Source organism: Mesorhizobium sp. WSM3224 (assembly GCF_000427725.1).
Classification (GTDB): domain Bacteria; phylum Pseudomonadota; class Alphaproteobacteria; order Rhizobiales; family Rhizobiaceae; genus Mesorhizobium.
Genome location: NZ_ATYO01000003.1, coordinates 246,759 through 267,166 on the forward strand (window position 1 = coordinate 246,759; position 20,408 = coordinate 267,166).

16 protein-coding genes are annotated in these 20,408 nt (G+C 63.3%); 8 read left to right on the forward strand and 8 right to left on the reverse strand.

All coding sequences use genetic code 11. The features are described 5' to 3' along the window. Positions 1 to 39: 39 nt before the first annotated feature. Complete coding sequence (locus YU3_RS40475; RefSeq protein WP_156913418.1) at positions 40 to 3,804, forward strand: hypothetical protein; 3,765 nt, start codon at positions 40 to 42, stop codon at positions 3,802 to 3,804. 326 nt (positions 3,805 to 4,130) lie between these two features. Here YU3_RS40475 and YU3_RS0108115 read toward each other — a convergent pair whose 3' ends face one another. From YU3_RS0108115 to YU3_RS0108135, 5 genes are all read right to left on the reverse strand, one after another. Next, the gene (locus YU3_RS0108115) at positions 4,131 to 4,376 is read right to left on the reverse strand and encodes a MoaD/ThiS family protein (protein ID WP_027165763.1); all 246 of its coding nucleotides are present in this window, start codon (positions 4,374 to 4,376) and stop codon (positions 4,131 to 4,133) included. Between the two features lie 60 nt (positions 4,377 to 4,436). Further along, entirely contained in the window at positions 4,437 to 6,701 is a 2,265-nt protein-coding gene (locus YU3_RS0108120) for a xanthine dehydrogenase family protein molybdopterin-binding subunit (RefSeq protein WP_027165764.1), read from the reverse strand. A gap of 1 nt (position 6,702) precedes the next feature. After that, positions 6,703 to 7,179 carry a (2Fe-2S)-binding protein gene (locus YU3_RS0108125; RefSeq protein WP_027165765.1) on the reverse strand — a complete coding sequence of 159 codons (477 nt, stop codon included), beginning with the start codon at positions 7,177 to 7,179 and terminating at the stop codon, positions 6,703 to 6,705. After that, positions 7,179 to 8,039, reverse strand: coding sequence for a xanthine dehydrogenase family protein subunit M (locus YU3_RS0108130; protein ID WP_027165766.1), 861 nt, complete (start codon positions 8,037 to 8,039; stop codon positions 7,179 to 7,181). The genes YU3_RS0108125 and YU3_RS0108130 overlap by 1 nt, the downstream gene beginning before the upstream one ends. A gap of 469 nt (positions 8,040 to 8,508) precedes the next feature. Continuing rightward, the gene (locus YU3_RS0108135) at positions 8,509 to 9,045 is read right to left on the reverse strand and encodes a DUF1629 domain-containing protein (protein ID WP_027165767.1); all 537 of its coding nucleotides are present in this window, start codon (positions 9,043 to 9,045) and stop codon (positions 8,509 to 8,511) included. Between the two features lie 222 nt (positions 9,046 to 9,267). Here YU3_RS0108135 and YU3_RS0108140 point away from each other — a divergent pair, with 222 nt between their 5' ends. Beyond that, a complete protein-coding gene (locus tag YU3_RS0108140) occupies positions 9,268 to 10,248 on the forward strand; it encodes a GlxA family transcriptional regulator (RefSeq protein ID WP_027165768.1) in 981 nt (326 codons plus the stop codon). A gap of 41 nt (positions 10,249 to 10,289) precedes the next feature. On the opposite strand, the gene YU3_RS38615 is transcribed toward YU3_RS0108140, so the two are convergent. Continuing rightward, positions 10,290 to 11,009: a class I SAM-dependent methyltransferase gene (locus YU3_RS38615; protein ID WP_051333881.1), complete on the reverse strand. Its 720-nt coding sequence runs from the start codon at positions 11,007 to 11,009 to the stop codon at positions 10,290 to 10,292. Positions 11,010 to 11,127: 118 nt separating this feature from the next. On the opposite strand from YU3_RS38615, the gene YU3_RS0108150 reads away from it, so the two are divergent. The 6 genes from YU3_RS0108150 (at position 11,128) to YU3_RS41635 (ending at position 18,609) form a co-directional block, all read left to right on the forward strand. Next, positions 11,128 to 12,690 (forward strand): winged helix-turn-helix domain-containing protein, encoded by a 1,563-nt coding sequence (locus YU3_RS0108150; protein ID WP_027165769.1) that lies wholly within the window; start codon positions 11,128 to 11,130, stop codon positions 12,688 to 12,690. Between the two features lie 140 nt (positions 12,691 to 12,830). Beyond that, positions 12,831 to 14,150 (forward strand): aspartate aminotransferase family protein, encoded by a 1,320-nt coding sequence (locus YU3_RS36225; protein WP_036258085.1) that lies wholly within the window; start codon positions 12,831 to 12,833, stop codon positions 14,148 to 14,150. A gap of 16 nt (positions 14,151 to 14,166) precedes the next feature. Beyond that, complete coding sequence (locus YU3_RS0108160; protein WP_027165770.1) at positions 14,167 to 15,408, forward strand: FAD-dependent oxidoreductase; 1,242 nt, start codon at positions 14,167 to 14,169, stop codon at positions 15,406 to 15,408. A gap of 159 nt (positions 15,409 to 15,567) precedes the next feature. Further along, positions 15,568 to 15,846 carry a hypothetical protein gene (locus tag YU3_RS0108165; RefSeq protein ID WP_027165771.1) on the forward strand — a complete coding sequence of 93 codons (279 nt, stop codon included), beginning with the start codon at positions 15,568 to 15,570 and terminating at the stop codon, positions 15,844 to 15,846. Between the two features lie 96 nt (positions 15,847 to 15,942). After that, positions 15,943 to 16,899 carry a DMT family transporter gene (locus YU3_RS0108170; RefSeq protein ID WP_027165772.1) on the forward strand — a complete coding sequence of 319 codons (957 nt, stop codon included), beginning with the start codon at positions 15,943 to 15,945 and terminating at the stop codon, positions 16,897 to 16,899. 165 nt (positions 16,900 to 17,064) lie between these two features. After that, a complete protein-coding gene (locus tag YU3_RS41635; RefSeq protein WP_027165773.1) occupies positions 17,065 to 18,609 on the forward strand; it encodes an alpha/beta hydrolase in 1,545 nt (514 codons plus the stop codon). A gap of 16 nt (positions 18,610 to 18,625) precedes the next feature. Here YU3_RS41635 and YU3_RS0108180 read toward each other — a convergent pair whose 3' ends face one another. Beyond that, complete coding sequence (locus tag YU3_RS0108180; RefSeq protein WP_245273449.1) at positions 18,626 to 19,117, reverse strand: MaoC family dehydratase; 492 nt, start codon at positions 19,115 to 19,117, stop codon at positions 18,626 to 18,628. Further along, positions 19,114 to 20,403 (reverse strand): NAD(P)/FAD-dependent oxidoreductase, encoded by a 1,290-nt coding sequence (locus YU3_RS36235; protein ID WP_156913419.1) that lies wholly within the window; start codon positions 20,401 to 20,403, stop codon positions 19,114 to 19,116. Before YU3_RS36235 ends, YU3_RS0108180 begins: the two co-directional genes overlap by 4 nt. Positions 20,404 to 20,408: the final 5 nt, after the last annotated feature.

Genomic DNA, 20,408 nt, shown 5'->3' on the forward strand with positions numbered 1-20,408 from the left:
CATTGGATGGCGGGCAGTCCCGCGCGGACGGGAGAGGGCATGATAATTTCGGCAGACGACATCGCTAGATGGGCAGGCCAGAGAGAAGCGCAAGGGGACCTTCCTAAACTATTGCGAAGACTGATCGGTCGAACCGCAACGCTTTCTGCTGTTTCTATGCCCGCTGGCAACTCGGTGAGTGTTGGCGGATTCGACGGAGAATTGATTGCTACTGAGGGCAACGCCTGGGTCCCAAGAGACAAATCGATATGGGAACTCAGTGTCGAAGCCAACCCAAGAAACAAGGCCGGCAGGGACTACGAAAAGAGAACCTTGAGTGTGCCTGAAGAGGTCCGAAGGCAAGTTACCTTCGTTGCTGTCACCGGACGAAAATGGTCACGACGGGGTGAGTGGGCAAAAAGCAAGATAGCTCTAAACCAATGGAAAGATGTCAAGGCATATGATGCTGACGATGTAGAGTTATGGTTGGAGCAGGAGCCAGCTACACAAATCTGGTTCGCCGAACTTCTCAACTTGCATCCTGAGGCGCTGAAATCGCCTGAACGCTATTGGGCCGATTGGAACAGGGACGTATTGCCTCCGATTAGCCCTGAGGCAGTTTTGGCGAGCCGAAACAAGGAACGTGAAAAACTCTTCGAACTGTTTGCCAAGAAGGCGCAGGGCGGCACAGTCGTTGTACATGCTGACAGCAGCGAGGAAGCCGTTGCATTCGCTTGTGCCGCTATAATTAAGAGCCGCGACGAGTCCTCCCTGAGATGCGTTGTCGTTGTAAACGCTAGCGGTTGGAATGCTATCGCATGCAGTTCAAACATAGATGTCGCAATCGCTGCCGAGACCGTAGTTGCATCTGCAGTTCCTCACAAGGAAGGCCTTGTACTCTTAGTACCGGTGGCCACCGGCAATAGCGAGGCCCACTTCCCTGGCCACAGAAGTCTGGATATCGATCCCGACATCTGTCTGCAGCGAACTCTCCCGGAAGCGTATCGGGATGCACTTGTCAGCATGGGACTCGATCAGGGCGACTCGGAAAGGCTGGCCCTTCAATGCGGACGCTCTTGGTCCGTCTATCGCAGAATCAAGAACGGTAACCCTGCCCAAAAGCAACCAACATGGCACGAGGCAAAGCACGCACCTGTTTTAACGACACTCGCCCTGATAGGGGCCTATCTGGAACGAAATGAAACCGACCAAAAGGCTCTTGAGCAGATGTCGGGAGTTTCGTTCGACGAGTTTTCTGCTCAGGCGGAGAGGCTCATCCGTACGGATGACTCTTCGATTGTTCGAATAAATGGCGTAGTCAAAGCAAAATCACCGCTCGAATTGTTTAAAATGAACGAGGCTGGTGTATCACCCAGTATGTTTGGCCGTTTCGTACAAGTCTGCGAAGCGGTCATAGGGCAACTTGATCCGGCCCTTGACCTGCCTCAGGAAGATCGTTGGCTTGCCAACGTACGGGGCAAAATTCGCCCCGAATCTGGAGCTCTTTTTCGATCTTTGGCCGACGCGCTCCCTCGTATCGTATATTTGAGCGCGAGCAATGATTGGCGATGGCAAATCAGTCAGCTTGTCAAGAGACTGACAAGCAACGTCGAAAAGAAGAACTGGCTGGCTATTTCTGGTGTTCTCCGTCAACTTGCTGAAGCCGCGCCAGATGAGTTTCTTCAGTCGCTTGAGGACGACCTACGCGGACCATCGCCACAGGTGTATGCGCTATTTGAAGAGACGACATCAGGCGGGATGGGCGAAGCTTGTGTATACTCCGATTTATTGTGGGCTTTAGAAATACTCGCGTGGGCTCCAAATCGTCTTTTGAGAGTGTCCAAGGTCTTGGCTCAGCTCACAAATGCCCCAAGCGGCGGCAATTGGAGCAACAGCCCGCAAAAAGCACTTCTGAACATCTATCGTGGCTGGAGGCCACAAACTTCCGCAACAGTTGAAATGCGAAATCGCGCGATGTCGGCATTAAGCAAAAGCCATCCCAAAGAAGCATTTGATCTTTGTATGGGAATCCTTCATCGAGGGCATGACGTGGCGTTCTCATCATCGCGTCCTAGTTGGCGCGACGATGATGCTGGACGCACCGAAGTCGTCACAAATGTTGAGTACGCAGACGTTCAAAGGCATGCAGCTTCGATGGCCTTTGAGCTAGCAAACAATTCCACAGACAAAGCGATAAAGCTCTTCGAGCGATACGATATGTTTGATAGCCCGTACCGAAAGCGAGTTCTTGAGGCGGTAACGGCTGCATCGAAGACCGAATCAGTCGAAGAATTGCGAAAACTCCGTAAAGCGTTGCGGCATAAGCTCCACTGGGAATTGAATTACGGAGGCAAGAAGAGGGAAGGACTTCGAGAGAAAGACATCTCTGCGATACAAAACGCTTACAAGGATTGTGAGCCCCCCGATCTGATCGAGAAGCACCAATGGCTCTTTGAGAACTATTACTGCGAGTTGCCGGAGAGAGACGGACGTCAAACTTCAGAGGAAGCCAAGGAACGTTTGAAGACCCTTAGGACAACTGCGCTTCGGGAGATATATTTCGCTCAGGGTTTTGGCGGAATCGAAGCGCTAAATGCAGCATCCGGCTCACAAAATTGTATCGGAATCCTCATGCACAATCTTGGCGTTGAAATGGACGCAATGATTGCGTGGGCAGCGGAGAAGTTTGGAGTCGGTCAGGTCCCTGGTTACGTCGGTGAGTGGCTGCGGTCATTCGGTGACGAGGAAAGAGAAGCTGCGACGCACAAGCTTCTCGACTCCGGTCGGCAACATTTGAGATGGGATGGGCAGACAATTCTTGAGTTCTTGAGGGTTTGCCGTTGCGAACCTATGACCTGGGAAATCGTTGGAACGCAATCTCCCGAGATACAGCACGGATACTGGAATGGCCTCCCCAATCTACCATACTGGCTTGATCTTGATCCGAAGAAGCGAGGGATGCAGGCACTTCTGGAACATGACAACTCTGCTGCCGCATTGCGTAGCTTGAGGCATTGTGAAGAGCAATTTGACGGCTCGGAAATTGCCGACGTCCTAGAAAGGAACTTTGCGACTGTCGACCATGCGCTCGGTGACCTGCAACTTCACGATATCGGTGACCTCGTGCAAGCAATGGAGAAAAGTGCGACCCTCGACCGGGGGAGACTCCTCTCACTCGAATTTCAAATGACGGCGGCGTTCGGACAGTTCGCAGCCGAGTTGATGGGCGAATTACAGCGTGAATTAATCGACAGCCCACGTCAGATGCTTTTTGCGGTTTCAAAAGCCTACAAACCCGACACAGGCGAGAGTGCTGCATCTAGCGAACAGGACATTCGCCTATCAACCGTCTGCGGGCATCTTCTCTTTTATACAACAATGACGCCGGGAACTCAGCGCGACGGGTCATTCTCAGAAGAAAAATGCCGTGAGTACGTGGAGCAACTGATGGCGCTGGCGAAGGAAGAAGGCTACGTTAAGGGTAGCCAACTTGTCCTAGGAACACTTCTCGCGCATTCGCCTGAAGCGGACAATGGGGATTGGCCACGCCAATGCATCTGTGAGATTTTGGATGTTCCGGACAACGACCGAGTCCGCGGTACATTCCAAACCGGCGTATTCAACAAGCGTGGCGTTACCACGAGGTCGCCCTATGATGGAGGTGAGCAGGAACGAGAATTGGCGGCCAAGTTCCAGCGCCATGCTGAACGATGGCAGATCGAGTTTCCACTAGCGGCTAAAGCCCTAGCCGATATTGCGGAATCGTATCGTAGCGACGGACTACGCAACGACCGTGATGCAGAGAGTTCGAAAGAACGATTCTAGCTGCACGGTCGGGTGCAGCACATACTCGTTTCGTCCCTTGCTCGTACAACGCTATTGAGGGCGAGGACGTGCGCACACTGACGCTCGGCAGGCTCGGACTGTTGGCCTTCGATTGTCGGCATTTTTCGACCGGCGGGCACTTGGCCCTGACAAATCGCGGGCTTGAACAGCATCAAAGCTCAAAAATTCATGCATCGCGGTCGCAGCGGTCGAACACCGGACGAGTGCTAGCAATGACCGCTCTCAGGCGACTGGCGAGCTAGCCGATATGACCGCTTGGAGGGGCGCAAAGCTGCTTATCTGTTACGTCGCGCTGTAACCTATCCTCACCCCCCCGCCAGTCTCGGCAGCAGGAAAATCTCCGCCCCCGGCGGCAGCTCCTTGCTCCACGTATCCCTATAAATCGTCCCGTCGATCGCCACCGCGATCCCGCGGTCGATCCAAGGCTCGATCCCGGGATACTGTTCCGCCAGCTTGCGGAACAGCTCCCTGATGTCCTTGGCCTCGATCTCGTGCTTGGCCTTGCCCCCGGCGACGGTGCTGAGCGAGCCCCAGAGCGTGACTTCGACCATTAGCGCCTGATCCTCATTGGACCGTGACGTGAGCTGAAAAGCGCTTCGCGCTTTTCAGCATTAGCCCTCCCGCTCCGCCTCCAGCGCCGCCAGAATCCTCGGCGGCGACATCGGGATGTGGGTCATGCGCACGCCGACCGCGTTCGACACCGCGTTGGCGATCGCCGCCAGCGGCGGCACGATCGAGGTTTCGCCCACGCCGCGCACGCCATAGGGGTGGTTGGGGTTGGGGATTTCCAGGATCTGCGTGTCGATCATCGGCAGGTCGGAGCACACCGGGATGCGGTAGTCGAGGAAGCCCGCATTCTGCAGCCGCCCGTCCTTGCCGTAGATATACTCCTCGTTGAGCGCCCAGCCGATGCCTTGCGCCGCACCCCCCTGGTACTGGCCCTCGACATAGGTCGGGTGCACCGCCTTGCCGGCATCCTGCACCACCGTGTAGCGGATCACCCTGGTCGAGCCGGTCTCGGGGTCGACCGCGACGTCGCAGATATGGGTGGCGAAGGAGACGCCGGCGCCGTCGGCGACGAGCTCGCTATGGCCGGCGATCGGCCCGCCGGTCTTGCCCGACGCGGCCGCGATGTCCTTCAGCGACAGCGGCGAGAGGTTGCCGTATTTCTCGCCCTTGGCGATGGCATGGCCCTTTTCCCAGACCACGTCGTCGACCGGGATATCCCAGGTCTGCGCCGCGCGCTCACGCAGGATCAGAATAGCGTTGCGCGCGGCCGAGATCGTCGCCATGGAGGAGGAGAAGGTGCCGCGGCTGCCGTCAGTCATGTCGTTGTAGCCGAGGCTGGACGTGTCGGCGACGATCGCCTTGACCTGGGAATAGTCGATGCCGAGTTCTTCCGCCGCCACCAGCGACAGCGAAGCGCGGGAACCGCCGACATCGACCGTGCCGACGGCCAGCGACACGGAGCCGTCCATGCCGATGTTCAAGTCGGTGCAGGTCTGGCCGCCGAAGTTGAACCAGAAGCCGCAGGCCATGCCGCGCCCCTGGTTGGCCTTGAGCGGCGCCTTCATATGCGGATGGTTCTTCACCGCCTCGAGCGTCGGCCCGATGCCGATCGGGCCGTAGACCGGGCCATAGGACGAGCGCGTGCCTTCCTGCGCGGCATTCCTGATGCGGAAGTCCACCGCGTCCATGCCGAGCTCCTTGGCGAGCTCGTCGACCACGCTTTCCACCGCAAAGGCCGCCATCGGAGCCGACGGCGCGCGATAGGCCGCAGTCTTCGGCCGGTTTACCAGCACTTCGTAGCCGACGGTCTTGACGTTCTCCAGCTTGTAGCAGGCGAACGCCGTCATCGCGCCGATCTCGGCCCAGGAGCCGGCATAGGGGCCGCAGCTATAGCGCAGCGTCGCTTCGGCGGCGGTGATGGTGCCGTCCTTGCGGGCGCCGATCTTGACGTCGATCGAGGTGGCGCTGGTCGGGCCGGAAGCGCGAAACACCTCGTCGCGGGTCATCACCAACTTCACCGGGCGGCCGGCCTTGCGCGACAGGGCAAGCGCCACTGGCTCGGCCCAGACATGGGTCTTGCCGCCAAAACCGCCACCGATCTCGGAGGAGGTGACGCGCAGCTTCGAGGCTTCCATGCCGAGCAACTGGGCGCAATGCTGGCGGTAGACGAAATGGCCTTGCGTGCAGACCCACAGATCCGCCGTGCCATCCGCGTTGACGCTCGCCACGCAGGCATGCGGCTCGATATAGCCCTGATGCGTCTGCTCGGTCTTGAACGAGCGCTCGACGATGAAATCGGCCTTGGCGAAGCCCGAATGGACATCGCCATGGCCGAACTGCGTGCGCTTGGTGACGTTGGAGGGCTTCGCCGGCTTTTCCTCCAGCCCCTCGGTATAGATCGTGTCGTCGATCAGCGGCGCATGGTGCTGCGCCGCCTCGTCGACATCGGTGACATGCGGCAGCACCTCATAGTCGACCTCGATCAGCTTCAACGCCTGCCTGGCGGTGCGGGCGTCGATCGCCGCCACCGCGGCCACCGCATGGCCGTCATAGAGCGCCTTCTTGCGCGCCATCGAGTTGTCGAGGATGTCGTACATCGCTGTATCGCCATCGGTGAGGTCGGGCAGGTCCTTCGCCGTGATCACCGCCTTCACGCCGGCGAGCTTTTCCGCCTTCGAGGTGTCGACGCTTTTGATCACCGCATGGGCGTGCGGGCTGCGCAGCACGCGGCCGACAAGCTGGCCGGCCATGTTGAAGTCGGCGCCGTAGCGGGCGCGGCCCGTCACCTTGTCGACGCCGTCGGGGCGGATGGGGCGCGTGCCGACGGAGGAGAACTTGCGTCCCGAAAAGCGCGGATCGAAATTCATCTCAGGCTCCCTTCATCACGATTGCGGCGTCCTGGACGGCGCGCACGATCTTGTCATAACCGGTGCAGCGGCAAAGGTTCCCGGCGAGCCCGAAGCGGATTTCCTCCTCGGTGGGCGAGGGGTTCTTGGCCAAAAGGTCCTTCGCCGCGATCAGGAAGCCGGGCGTGCAGATGCCGCATTGCAGCGCCGCATGCTCCAAAAACTTCTGCTGCAGCGGATGCAGCTGGTCGCCATGCGCCATGCCCTCGATGGTCTCGACCTTGCGGCCTTCGGCTTCCGCGCCCAGCACAAGGCAGGAGCAGACCAGCCTTCCGTCGACGATGACGCTGCAGGCGCCGCAGTCGCCGGTGCCGCAGCCTTCCTTGGCGCCGGTCAGGCCCAGGCGGTCGCGCAGCACGTCCAGCAGCGTCTCGTCGGGCTGGCAGAGATATTCGACGGCATCGCCGTTGATCGTCGTTGATACAGCTACACCGGCCATTATTTGCCTCCTGCACGCTTGTAGGCGGTCGCGGCGGCTCGGCTCGCCAGCACGCCCGCGACTTTCCGCCTGAATTCGATGGTGCCGCGCTTGTCGTCGATCGGGCGGCACTCGCCGGCGCAGATCTTGGCCAGCCGCTCCAGCGTCTCTTCATCGAGCTTCGAACCGATCAGCACCTGCGCCGCTTCCTCGACCAAGAGCACTGTGGGTGCGGCGGCGCCGATCGCCACGCGGGCGGTCTTGACCACGCCGTGATCGTCCAGCGTCAGGTTCACGCCGGCGCTCACCACCGCGATGTCCATCTCGGTGCGCGGAATGAAGCGCAGATAGGCGTCGCCGGCATGGTCGGGCCGCTTGTCGAGCAGGATCGCCTCGATGATCTCGCCCTTGGCAAGCGAGGTCCGGCCGGGTGCGGTCGGCACGGTCTCGACGGCAATGGTGCGCTTGCCCGACGGCCCGGCGACGATCGCCCTGGCGCCGGCAGCGACCAGCGCCGGCACGCTGTCGGCGGCGGGCGAGGCGTTGCACAGATTGCCGGTGATGGTGCAGCGTCCCTGCACCTGCTTGGAACCGATCAGATTGGCGGCCTCGACGACGCCCGGCCACGCCTGCCTGAGCGCCTTGTTCTCGCCCAGCACAGCGCAGGGCACCGCGGCGCCGATGCGGAAGCCGTCGGCCGTTTCGGTGATATCGCTCAGGCCCCCGATCGCCTTGATGTCGACGATCAGTTCGGGCTCGATGAAGCCCCCCTTCATCCTCACCAGAAGGTCGCTGCCCCCGGCCAGGATGGCAGCCGGGCCTACCGCCTTGGCAAGCTCGCCAACGGCATCTTCGATTGAAAGCGGACGTATGTAACGCATCGTCTCCCCTTGGTGGTCATGATCGGACCGCCCGTTATAAAGCCTCTGTTTATAATGGCCATCCCGTTCGTGCATGTCCGGGTTGGGCCAGAGCCCTGTTCCAGATGCGCCCAGATGGGGGGCCAGGACGCGTTCCGCCGGGGTGGGGCACGGCCGGGTGGGGCAGATCGCATAGGTGGTTCCCCCACTCCGTCTCGGCTGCGCCGAGCCACCTCTCCCCCCGCCGGGGCGAGAGGAAACACTGGCCGTCGAGGGCGCGAAGAAACGCTAACCGAAGCCGCGGCCTGAGCGATTGGCGTTTTCCTCTCCCTCCAGCGGGGGGAGAGGTGGATCGGCGCGCAGCGCCGAGACGGAGTGGGGGAACCACTTATGCGATTAAAGCGACGGCAGGGCCGCGCGTCGCCTATCGCTCGCGTGACGCCTTGACTATCCCACGCCGACGTCGGTGATGGAATAACTGTTATTCGTCTCAAGCGATGGCCCTGCCCGAAGTCCATACCGCCTCGAACGACACGTTGCGCAACCCGGCCTTGCCCACCCGCTCGACGAACATTTCATTGACGAAGACCGGGGAAGCCCGCATCGGCAGCTTGAACACTTCGGCCGTTCCGATGCGTTCGGCATCGAAGGCGTATCGCTCGATCGCCAGGATAGCGCCGTCGTCGAAGCGAACGATCTGCGACCTTGCCTCGTCCAGCGCGTCGATCACATTGGTGACATTGAACAGCCAGACCTTCTCGCCGCGCAGCGGGATCAGCTCGCCATAGGGGCGCAGCGCCGCCGCCAGCGCGTCGACGGCCGGCTGGCGCAAAAGCGGCGCGTGCTCGCCGAGCCACGGGAAGTCGGAATAGACCGGCTTGCCCTCTTCGACGCGTCGCATGACCGGCGGCGCCCAGCCGTCCAGCGATCGTCCGTCGAGGCTGGAGAGGACCTCATAATAGCTGTCATCGACCGGCAGCACCCATTCCTGCCCCTCCGACACAGCGAATTGATGGATGGTCGTCATCGCCGATGGTTCCGCTGTTTCGGAGAAGGTCCGGCGATGACGGCGCCGTGCCGGATTGCGACGCCCGGCGGTCGCCGACAGCGCGCGGGGAATCATGCAACGGTCTAAAGCGCTATTCAAGGCCACGCGCTATCCAGTCCGCTCGCCGGTTGATAAACGTAGCGGCCAGCGATCCTGGATAGCAATCCTGGATAGCAAAATGAGAGGTCGGCTCGCGAAAGAATGGCCAGAAAGTTCGCATTCCTGCTGGTGCGCGATTTCACCTTGTCGCCGCTGTCTCTGTTCATCGACACGCTGCGGCTCGCCGGCGACGAGGGCGACCGCAGCCGCAGGATCGAGTTCGACTGGGAGATCGTCGGCGAGCGCGGCCTGCCGATCCGCGCAAGCTGCGGCGTCGAATTGCTGCCGACCAGGGCGATCGGCAATCCGGAGGATTTCGACAATGTCGTGGTGGTCGGCGGCCTGCTCGACACCAACCGCGCCTTGAGCTCCGAAAAGGAGGCGTTCCTCCTGCGCGCCGCCGAGAAGGGCGTGCCGCTGACAGCACTCTGCACCGGCAGCTTCGTGCTGGCGCGCTCCGGCCTGCTCGACGGCTACAGTGCCGCCGTCAGCTGGTTCCACATCAAGGATTTTCGCGCCGAGTTCCCCGATGTGAGCGCCCATGCCGACAGCCTCTATTCCGTCGACCGCGGCCGCGCGACCTGCGCCGGCGGCACGGGCGCTGCCGACCTCGCCGGCTATTTCGTCTCGCAATTCATCGGCCAGAAGGCGGCGGAGAAGGCAGCGAAAATCCTGGTGCTCGACCGCATCCGCTCCAGCCGCGACGTGCAGCCGGTCGGCGACCTCTTCCCCGCGGCCGCGAGCCGCGCGGTGAAGCGGGCGCTGCTTTTGATGGAAAGCAATCTGCAGGAAACGCTGTCGGTGGCCGAGATCGCCGTCAGGCTGAACTGCTCGCGCCGCCAGCTCGAGCGCCTGTTCGGCGCCGAACTGGGCACCAGCCCGATGGCCGCGTATCTCGCGCTCAGGGTGCACTACGCGAAGTCGCTGCTGGAAGGCAGCGACCTGCAGATAGGCGACGTCGCCTACCGATGCGGCTTCGAGAATGCCGGCCATTTCAGCCGTGTGTTCCGCCAGCACACCGGCATCACGCCGACCAATCTGAGGCATCCGAACCGCGCCTCGAATGGGGCGGCGAAAGGATGATGCCGGAGTGAGGCGGCGCCGGGAGGAGGGATTGCCTTGGTCTAAGCCGAGAAGCTGAACAGGCGGAACAAGTCAAAGGTTGAGCGATAGTGCTCCCGCATCCGGGCAAAACCGGCCTGATGGCCAAGCTCCTGCCAATCAGACGCCGTCTCAGGATAGTCCATGCTGTGCACATGGGTGGTGAGCAGCAGCCATTCGAGGCCGCTGAACGCCGAGAAGTGTTTTCGCTGCCGGTCCCAGCGTTTCATCCAGCCGGCCCGGCTCTCCGATGTCCTGCGTGTGTTCTCGTAGACCAGAAGCGTGCCTGACGGACCGACCAGGCGCCTTAGGTGCTGCATGGCTTCCAGCTTCCGCTCGAACGGCAGATGGTGCAGCGACAGGCCGATCCAGGCGACGTCGACCGATGCCTCGCAGGCGCTCAGCCATTCGACGAAGTTGCCGTGCCGAAGTTCGCTTGGGCAAGGCAAAGCGGCAATGTTGGCGGCGGCATCGTCGAGAGCCGGCTGCGACAGGTCGATACCGATGTAGCGGCCGGCCGGCAGGCCTGCCAGGGCGGCGGCACTAAAGGAAGCATCCCCGCAGGCAATGTCTAGGAAGGTGAAGCCCGGCCGCTGATGACGCAGAACCTCCCGAAGTGCCGCGTAAGCTTCGCGATGATTGAGGTAATTGTAGTCCACGACCTTACGGTAGATGCCCCACATGTCCTGAAACAGACGGGCGGAGGAATTCGCGGCAACTTCGATTTTTGTGGCGGCGGTCATCGGATCGCTCCTGTTGGTCGGGTGCGATCACAGTGGAATCTGCGCCGCTAAAAGTAGCGAAGAGCGCCTATAAAACTTTCGAAAACTTCCAAAATGTTCCTTATTGCATTAGCGTTCGATGATGGAGGAGCAGCGCTACATCTTCGGCCCCTTCCTGCTCGATGCGGGAGCCGGCTTGCTTTACCGGCGCGGCGTGCCTGTTCCGATCGGCTACCGCGCCATGCTGCTTCTGGAACGCCTGTTGCGCTCCGCCGGAACCGTCGTCGGCAAGGACGAGCTTATCGATGCCGCCTGGAGGGGGCTGGCGGTCGAAGAAGGCAATCTCTCGGTGCAGATCGCCGGCCTGCGCAAGGTGCTGGGGGAGGGACCCGAAGGAACGTCGTCGTCCGAGGGTTCGCATTCCATCGTCTCGGTGTCGCGTGTCGGCTATCGGTTGGTCGGCGATGTGCGGCCGCAGGCAAGCGAGGCGCGTAACGGCGCCGAGCTCGAGGCAGGGCCGTCGATCGCGGTGACCCGCTTTCGCGCGATAGGCGACGATCCCGACAAGGCTTATTTTGCCGACGGCCTGTCGGAGGACATCATCACCGGCCTGTCGCGGTTGCGCGGCCTGCATGTGCGCGACCGCAGCGCTTCCTTCGCCTATGACCCGCGGCATATCGAGCTCGACCGCCTACACCGCGAATTGAAGGTGCGCTACGTGCTCCAGGGCAGCGTCCGCCAGTCCGGCCACGCCTTGCGCATCACCGCGAGCTTGAGCGATGCCAGTGTCGGCACGCAGGTATGGGCGGAACGCTTCGACATCGAGGTCGGTGACTTCCTGGCGCTGCAGGACCAAATCACCCACAAGGTCATGGCGTCGATCGAGCCCCAGCTTTATGAAGCAGAGCGGTTGCGCCTGCACAGCCGGCCGGCCGAGAGCCTCGATGCCTGGGGCTTCGTCATGAAGGCGATGCCGCATGTCTGGACGTGGGGATCGCAGAAAGACCTCGACATTGCCGAGGGCCTGCTGGTCAGGGCGCTCGACATCGATCCCGACTATGCGCGCGCCAACAGCCTGCTTGCCTGGACCACCGGCGCCCGCGCCGCACTTGGCCTGACGCCGAAACCCCGCGAACTACTGGCTTCCGCGCTGGCGCGGGCGCAAGCCGCCGTCGTGCGCGACCAGGACGATCCATGGGCGCATTTGTCGGCCGGCTACGTCCATATGGTGTCGCGCAATTTTCGCCCGGCCGTGGACGAATTGCTGGAAGCGATCGACCGCAATCCGAGCCTGTCACTGGCGCATTGCATTCTGGGCTCGACCTATGGTTATGGCGACATGGCCGAGGACGGCCTTCACCATCTGGCGATCGCCACGCGCCTCAGCCCGCGCGACTTCACCCAGGCGGCGATCTTTTCCACCATGGGCATCTGCCACTTCACGGCGGGGCGGTTCGACGTGGCGGCCAGTCTGGAGCGCAGGGCGATACAGCTGCGGCCAGCGTTCGGAACGGCTTGGCGCACCTACGCTTCGACCGCGGCGCTCGCCGGCGACACCGCCACGGCCACCATGGCGCTGGGGGAGGCTCGGCGGCTGCAGCCGAACCTGTCGGTCGCCTGGATTGAAGAGCATCACCCGATCGTCAAGCCGGAGAAGCGCGCGCTTTACACCAGTGGCCTTCGTATCGCCGGGCTGTCATAGCGCGCGGCGACGGGGCAGGAGGGCCGTGGTCGTGTCGCATGCCCCGCCTGGCCGATTGCGCCGGTGCGCAAACGAACCGTAGTTTCGTGACAAGCGGCGGTGCCGCTGCTGTTTCGATGGTCAAATCCGCTGCGAGAGCCATGCCGCATTATCCCGACGCCATGCCCGGATCGAAAACGCTCTTCGAGCGCGCCAGGAAGGTGATGCCGGGCGGCAACACGCGCACAACGGTGTTCGTCGACCCGATTCCGATCTATGCCGCGCGCGGCGAGGGGTGCAGGGTCTGGGATGTCGACGGCAATGTCTATTACGACTGCATCAACAATTTCACCTCGATGATCCATGGCTACACGCATCCCGATGTCGCTGCGGCCGTGGTCGGGCAGATGCCGCTCGGCACCGCTTTCGGCGCCCCGACGCTGAGCGAGATCGAGCTTGCCGAGCTCCTCGTCGATCGGCTGCCTTCGGTCGACCAGATCCGCTTCGCCAACTCCGGCACCGAAGGTGTGATGATGGCGATCAAGGCCGCGCGCGCCTTCACCGGGCGGCCGAAGATCGTCAAGATCGAGGGCGCCTACCACGGATCCTACGATTTCGCCGAAGTGAGCCTGGACTCCTCGCCCGCCAATTGGGGCGACCTGCCGAGCTCGACACCCTATGCCAAGGGCACGCCGCGCGGGGTGCTGGACGACGTGATCGCCGTGCCCTTCAACGACACCGAGGTATTGCGCGCGGTCTTCGCCGCTCACGGCGAAAGCATCGCCGGCGTGCTGATCGACCCAATGCCCAACCGTGCCGGGCTCATTCCGGCGCGCCAGGACTATCTCCGCGCCATGATCGAGATCGCCCACGCGGCGGGCGCGTTGGTCATCTTCGACGAAGTCATCTCGTTTCGCCTGGGATGGTCGGGCGCGCAGGGGCTGTGGGGCATCGAACCCGACCTGACGGCGCTCGGAAAAATCATCGGCGGCGGCTTCCCGGTCGGCGCCGTCGGCGGGCGCGCCGATATCATGGCGGTGTTCGATCCGACCGCAGGCAAGCCCGCGCTTCCGCATGGCGGCACCTTCACCGCCAATCCGGTCACGATGCGCGCCGGGCTGGCCGCGATGCGGGCGCTGACGAAAGAAAGCTTTGCCCATCTCGATCGTCTCGGCGCATCCTTGCGCGATGGCGTCGCCGCCTCGTTGGACAGCCATGGTCTTGCCGGCCAATGCGTCGGGCTGGGCTCGCTGTTCAAGGTTCATTTCACCTCCCACCCGGTCACCGATTACCGGTCCGTCTATCCCGGCCAGGCCGAGCGCAAAAAACTCGACGCCTTCCACAAGGGCTTGCTCGGCCGCGGCGTCCTGTCGGCCAGCTACGGCCTGTTCGCGCTGTCGACGCCGATGACCGAGGCGGACGCGGGTGCCATCCTTCATGCGATCGACGAGACCCTTGGCGAGATCGCCGCGCAATCCTGAAAACAGGCGGACATAGATGACGGCTCCTCATGTCGTGGTGATCGGCGCGGGCACATTGGGCGTCTGCACGGCGCTCAACCTTGTCGAGCAGGGCGCGCGCGTGACCGTGCTGGAGGCCCAGTCGATTGCCTCCGGATCGAGCGGCCGGTCGGTCGGCGTCGTCGGATCGCAACTGACCGATCCGTTCGAGATCATGCTGCGCGTCCATTCGCTGCGCCGGTTCCGCCAATGGGAGGGGCAGGGGCTTCGCTTCAACCACATCGGCTATCTCCGGCTGGCGCGCACGTCAGTGCAGATGGAGCTGTTTGCGAAGTCGGTCGAGATCCAGGGCGAGGCGGGCCTGAGGTCGCGCCTGATCCGCGCCAACGAACTCAGGGACCTCGTTCCCCACATCAGCCCGGACGGGCTCGAAGGTGGCTTGTTCGGGCCTGACGACGGCTTCCTCGATCCGCACGAGATGTGCAATTTCCTGGCCGGCTTCGTCCGTGCGAAGGGCGGCGAGATCCGCCAGTACCGCAAAGTGCTGGGCGTAGAACGGTGGCCGGGCGGCTATACGCTCGAGATCAACGGCGACCCGATCGATCGCAAGCGACGCCTGATCGATCGCAAGCGACGACTGATCGATTGCGATGCCGTGGTCAATGCGGGCGGCGCCTGGGCGCCTCAGGTCGCCGCGCTCTTCGGCCAGCGCCTGCACATCTGGCCCGAGCGCCACGAGGCAATCGTCATCCATCTGGACGAGCCGCTCGACTACACGATGCCGATGGTCATGGATCTCGTGAACGGCGAAGGCAGCGGCCTCAATTTCCGCCATGAGAAGCCAGGCGAGCTGATCGCCGAGATACACAAGGTGGATGCGATCGCGCCGGAAGATCCGGACAACTACAACGACCAGTGCGAGGAGCGGTCGAAGGTCGATCTGGCCGAGCTGCTTTTGGAACGGGTGCCCGATCTGCCCGGAGCGCGGCTCGGCCGGGGCTGGGCGGGACTCTATCCCGTCACGGCCGACCACCGGCCCTTCGTCGGGCCGATCGATGCCTCGGAACCGACTTTGATCACCGCCGCCGGCGCCGGCGGCTACGGCATCCAGCTCGCTCCGGTGATCGGACAGATCGCGGCCGACTGGGTTCTGCACGGCGCGCCCGTTTCGGTGCCCGGATCGCAAAGCCTGGCGCCATCGGTTGAGCGGAACATCCCGGTCACTGACCGGTGTGTTGTTCAGCGTGCCGGACGCCTAAGATGCGACCGTTGCCGTTAACCATCGATTAACTATCCGATCGCCTTTAATACGGTTCTGGAGGATACTGATTTTGGCCGCGAGCAATGATTTCGCGACTGCCGAAATGAGAAAAGAAGCGGCGGATACCGTCGCCATCTGCCGGGGAGGCGCCCAGCATCTTTTGATGAGGAGCGCCGAATGAACATCGAAGAAGCAGTCACAGCAGCGACAGCCGAGTCGAGCCCGCTTCTGTCCTGTCTTGGCCAGCCCGTCGTCGCCTATCACGTCACGGCCATCATGCGCGAATCCGACAAAAGGCATGCGCGCCAGATGCAGCTCGCTTTGCTGCGGCGAAGCATCGAGGCCCTTGTCGACGACGGCCTCGAAGACATCGAAGCCGAACGCTTCGCAGCGCAGTTCAACGGTCGCGTCGGCTCGACCTGGGACCTCCTGCACATGTCCGACACGTCGCATTGATCTCTCAAGGATCGGCATCCGGCCGCAGATATATGTAACACCCCCGATATGCGGTAGACTGCCGGCCACTGGCGTTCATGGAACGGGGGGCATGCGATGCAGGCGATACCGATAGTCCATCAGCCGGAGCCGCCGGCCATCCCGGCGGTACCATCCCTGGGCGGCTATCCCACCGCCGTGCTGTGCTGGCTGCTTTCGGCCGGCGTCTATATCGCGGCCAAGTGGGTGGCGCCGGAAATGCCGCCCTGGGGCCTGTGCTTCTGGCGGTTGGCGCTCGCCTGCGCCATCCTTTTGCCGATCGTGCACCGCCATCACGGCGCGATGATTGCGCTGCTCAAATCGCGGCCGCTGGAGATCGTCGCCGTAGGCGCGATCGGCCTCACGCTCTGCCAGGGCATGATCTATCACGGCCTGAACGACACCGATGCGACCACGGCCGGCATCATCATGGCGATGTCGCCGATCATGACCATGGTGCTGGCGCGTTTCGTGCTTGGCGAGCCGCTCGGGCTCTGGAAGGCGCTCGGCGCGCTGGCCGCGCTCGCCGGCATGCTGGTCATCGTCGCGCATGGCAATATCGAGGCGCTGGTGCAACTGCGCTTCAATGTCGGGGAATTGTGGATCGTCGGCAGCGCCTTGTGCTGGGCGCTCTACACGGTGCTGCTGCGCCGTTCCAAATTCGGCCTCGAGCTTTTGCCGCTGGTCGTGCTCCTGCTCGGCGCGGGCGCGCTGGTCGCGCTGCCTTTCCACCTGTGGGAGATCGTCAACGACGAACGCTCGGCCATGAATGCCCACGGCTTGCTCGCGCTCGCCTATCTGGCCGGGCCCGGTGGCGCGCTGATGTACTATCTCTACAACCAGAGCGTCGAGACGCTGGGCGCCAGCCGGGCAAGCATGCTGCTTTATCTGCAGACGTTGTTCGTCGCCGTGCTCGCCTATCTGCTGCTCGGCGAGAGCCTGCATGACTATGATCTGGTCGGCGCGGCCTTCATCATCGCCGGGGTGGTGCTGGCGACGGTGATCAAGTCGCGGACAGTTCCGGCAAAGGCGTGAAGCCGAAGGCTTGTCCGCGTCGCTTGGCCGATTTGGTTCCCCGTGCCCCGAGTGTCGGACCAAGCTTTCCTAAATTAGCCGATTTTGCTATTGGCGGGCGGCTGCCTTTGGCAGCGCCGGCCAAGGCCGAAGGGGGATAGCGGCAATCGACAAGCGCGTGGACGCATGAACGAGGTGCTGGAGCTGCGTGTGCTTGGCGATCTCCAGGTGACGCGCGACGGCCGACCGCTTGACCTGCCGCCATCGCGCAAGACGCGGGCGCTGCTTGCCTACCTTGCCGTCACCGGCAGGCAGCACCAGCGCGAGCGGCTGTGCGAAATATTCTGGGACATTCCCGACGATCCGCGTGGCGCGTTGCGCTGGAGCCTCTCCAAGATCCGACAGGTCCTGAGCGGCGGCGAACCCGCCCTCGTCACCGATCGCAACGCGGTCGCGCTCAACGTCGAGACGGATTATGCGCGCCTGGCGCCGCTGGTGAAGGCCGACCTTTCGTCCCGCTCGACCGAGGAGCTTGAGGCCGCCCTGGCCTCGATCCGCGGCGGCTTTCTGGCCGATCTCTCGCTCGAACGATGCTTCGAATATGAAGCCTGGCGGCACGCGATCGCCAGCGAGGTGGAGATCGCCGAACTCGGCATCTTGCGCGAGCTGGTCGAGCGCCTGGCGGACCAGCCTCGGCGGGCGCTGCCGCTTGCGCAGCGCCTGCGCCGCCTCGCGCCCGAGGACCTGATGCTCGATGCCGAGATCGAGGCGCTGGAGGGCAAGGTCCGCTCGGTCGCCGCCCAGCCCACCGGCCGCGCGCCGCAGCCTGCTGGGCCCACGCCGCCGCACGCGCCGTCGAAACCCGCTACGTCTCCGCAGGATCCTGGCCGCGCCGTGCAATTCTGCCGGGGTGTCGACGGCACAAGGCTCGCCTATGCCAGCACCGGCAACGGCCCGCCGATCCTGCGCGCCGCGCATTGGATGTCGCATCTCACCTTCGACTGGGACAGCCCGATCTGGCGGCACTGGATGCGGGAGCTGTCGCGCCACAATCGGCTGGTGCGCTATGACGAGCGCTGCAACGGCCTGTCGCAGCGGCACGTCGTCGATATCTCGTTCGAGACCATGCTGTCGGACCTCGAATGCGTGATCGAGGCGACAGGGCTCGACCGCTTCACCTTGCTTGGCCTGTCGCAGAGCTGCGCGGTTTCGATTGCCTATGCCATCCGCCATCCCGAGAAAGTCTCGGGCATGATCCTTTACGGCGGTTACGTCAAAGGCTGGCGGGCGCGCGGCGACGCGGGCGAGATCGCGACGCGCGAGGCCGCGGCGACACTGATGCGCGAGAGCTGGGGCAAGCCGAACCCGATGTTCCGACAGGCCTTTTGCTCCATGTTCATCCCCGGCGCGACGCACGAACATTTCGCCTGGATGGACGAGTTGATGCTGCGCACCGTCTCGCCCGACGACGCCTGGCGTCTTCAGAGCGCCTTTTCGGTGATCGATGTCAGCGAATTGCTGGAGAAAGTGCGGGTGCCGACGCTGGTGCTGCACGCGCGCGACGATAACGTGGCGCCGGTGGAGTCGGGCCGCACTATGGCCGCCGGCATTCCCGGCGCGCGCTTCATCGAGCTCGAGAGCCAGAACCATATCCTGCTCGAAGGCGAGCCCGCCTTCGAAGAGTTCATAGACCACGTCCGCGCCTTCATCGCCGAGACGGCGGGCGCGTAAACAGGAGCTCGCAGCCTCAGCCTCTGGCCAGCGGCACGGTGAACACCGTCGCGGTGCCGGTGAGGCAAAGCTCGCCGGCTTCGTTGCGCACCGATGTCTCCAGTTTGGTGATCGGCTTGTCGGCGCGCACGTCCTTGACCTCGACGCGGCCGGTGATCAACTCGCCGACGCCGACCGCCTTGACGAATTTCCATGAGACTTCGAGGAACACCGAGCCGGGGCCGGGGAGGTCTTCCGCCACCACAGCATTCAGGATACCCGAGGTGACGCCGCCCTGCACGATAAGCTTGCCGAACACCGAAGCCTCGGCGAGCGCCTTGTCGTAATGCAACGGGTTGCGGTCGCCGGTCATCTCGGCGAACGCGTCGATATCCTGCGGCTGCGTGCGCCGCGAGCGCTCGGCGAAGGCGCCGGGTTGCGGGCGGCCCTTGATGACGCCAACCCAGCCGTCCTGCATCAAATGCCCATCCTTCATTGACTGCCCATCCTTTATCAGCTGCAAAGTCATGATCCTGCTCCTGTTCGGTCGCGAGAAAGGTTCGAGCCGGCCAACGGCTTGTCCTGGTTCGCTGGTGCCCGATAGGTCGTCGGCTTCGATGCCGAGGATGGCGCGCGGCGGGGCGGCGCGGGCTGCCCGGCCAGCGCCTGCACCTCGGCCTTCAGCACGGCGCTAAAGCGGCGATGCCGCTCGCCGATATCGTTGAGCGTCCAGTCGAAGCCGGCGATGGCATCGGTCGTGTCTAAAATCCGGTTGGCGATCATGTCGCGCTGCTGCTGCCAGGTCCTGAACGCCGCCTCCGACCCGTCGAGGATGGCGCGCGCCAGGCTTTCGGCGTCGCGCAACGCATCGGAAATGCCGTGCGCGGTGATCGGATCGCGGAAGAAGCCGGCATCGCCGACCAGCGCCCAGCCCGGGCCGTGCGCCTGGCGGATATAGCCCGGCACGCCCCGGAACGTCTGCAGGCGCGCATCCTTCGGCGCTTGGGCCGCCTGCGCGGCCAGCGCCGGCGAAAGGGCATCGAGCACATCTATGCGGGCGCGGGCGTGGCCGAGGCGGAAGCGCTGGTCGAAGAGGCTCGTCGGCACCGAGGCGACAATGCAGGCGAGGCCGTCATTGGTCGGGATGAAAGAGCCGGCGATCCCATCGCGAAAATACCAGTGGTAGCCGGCGCCGGGCTCGACCGGGGCGTAGCCATAGACATGGGCGGCCGACACGGCGCCTTGCCGCAACAGCTGGGCGTCGACGCAGTTTGCCACCAGCGAGCCGATGCCGTCGGCGCCGACCACGATATCGGCGCTGACCCGCACCGACGCACGGCCGGCGGCGCGGATCTCGATGCCGCGGACGCGGCCGCGCGTGTCGGCGAAAAGGTCGCCGACCGCCACCTCGTGCAGGATTTCCGCGCCGGCCTTGCGCGCCGCATCGACCAGGATGCGATCGAGCACGGTGCGCCGCGGCGCGATCAGGCCGGGAAGGTCCGAACCGTCGACGAGCGGGACGGTGATCGCCTGGTCGCCATAGTGGAAGGTCGTGGTCTCGACCAGCGGCGTGCCGGCCTTGAGCAGCGGCTCGAGCAGGCCCCATCGCCACAACTGCAGCACGGCCGGCCGCATCAGCGCATGCGTCGACAGCGTGTCCGAGCCATAGGGCTTGCGGTCGATCGCAAGCACCTTGAGACCTGCGCGGGCGAGCAGCATCGCGGTCGCCGCACCCGCGCAGCGCGCGCCGACGATGATGGCGTCGTAATGACCGCGCCCGGGGCTGGCCATGAGGGAGACAGGATTGATTGCCATGTTTT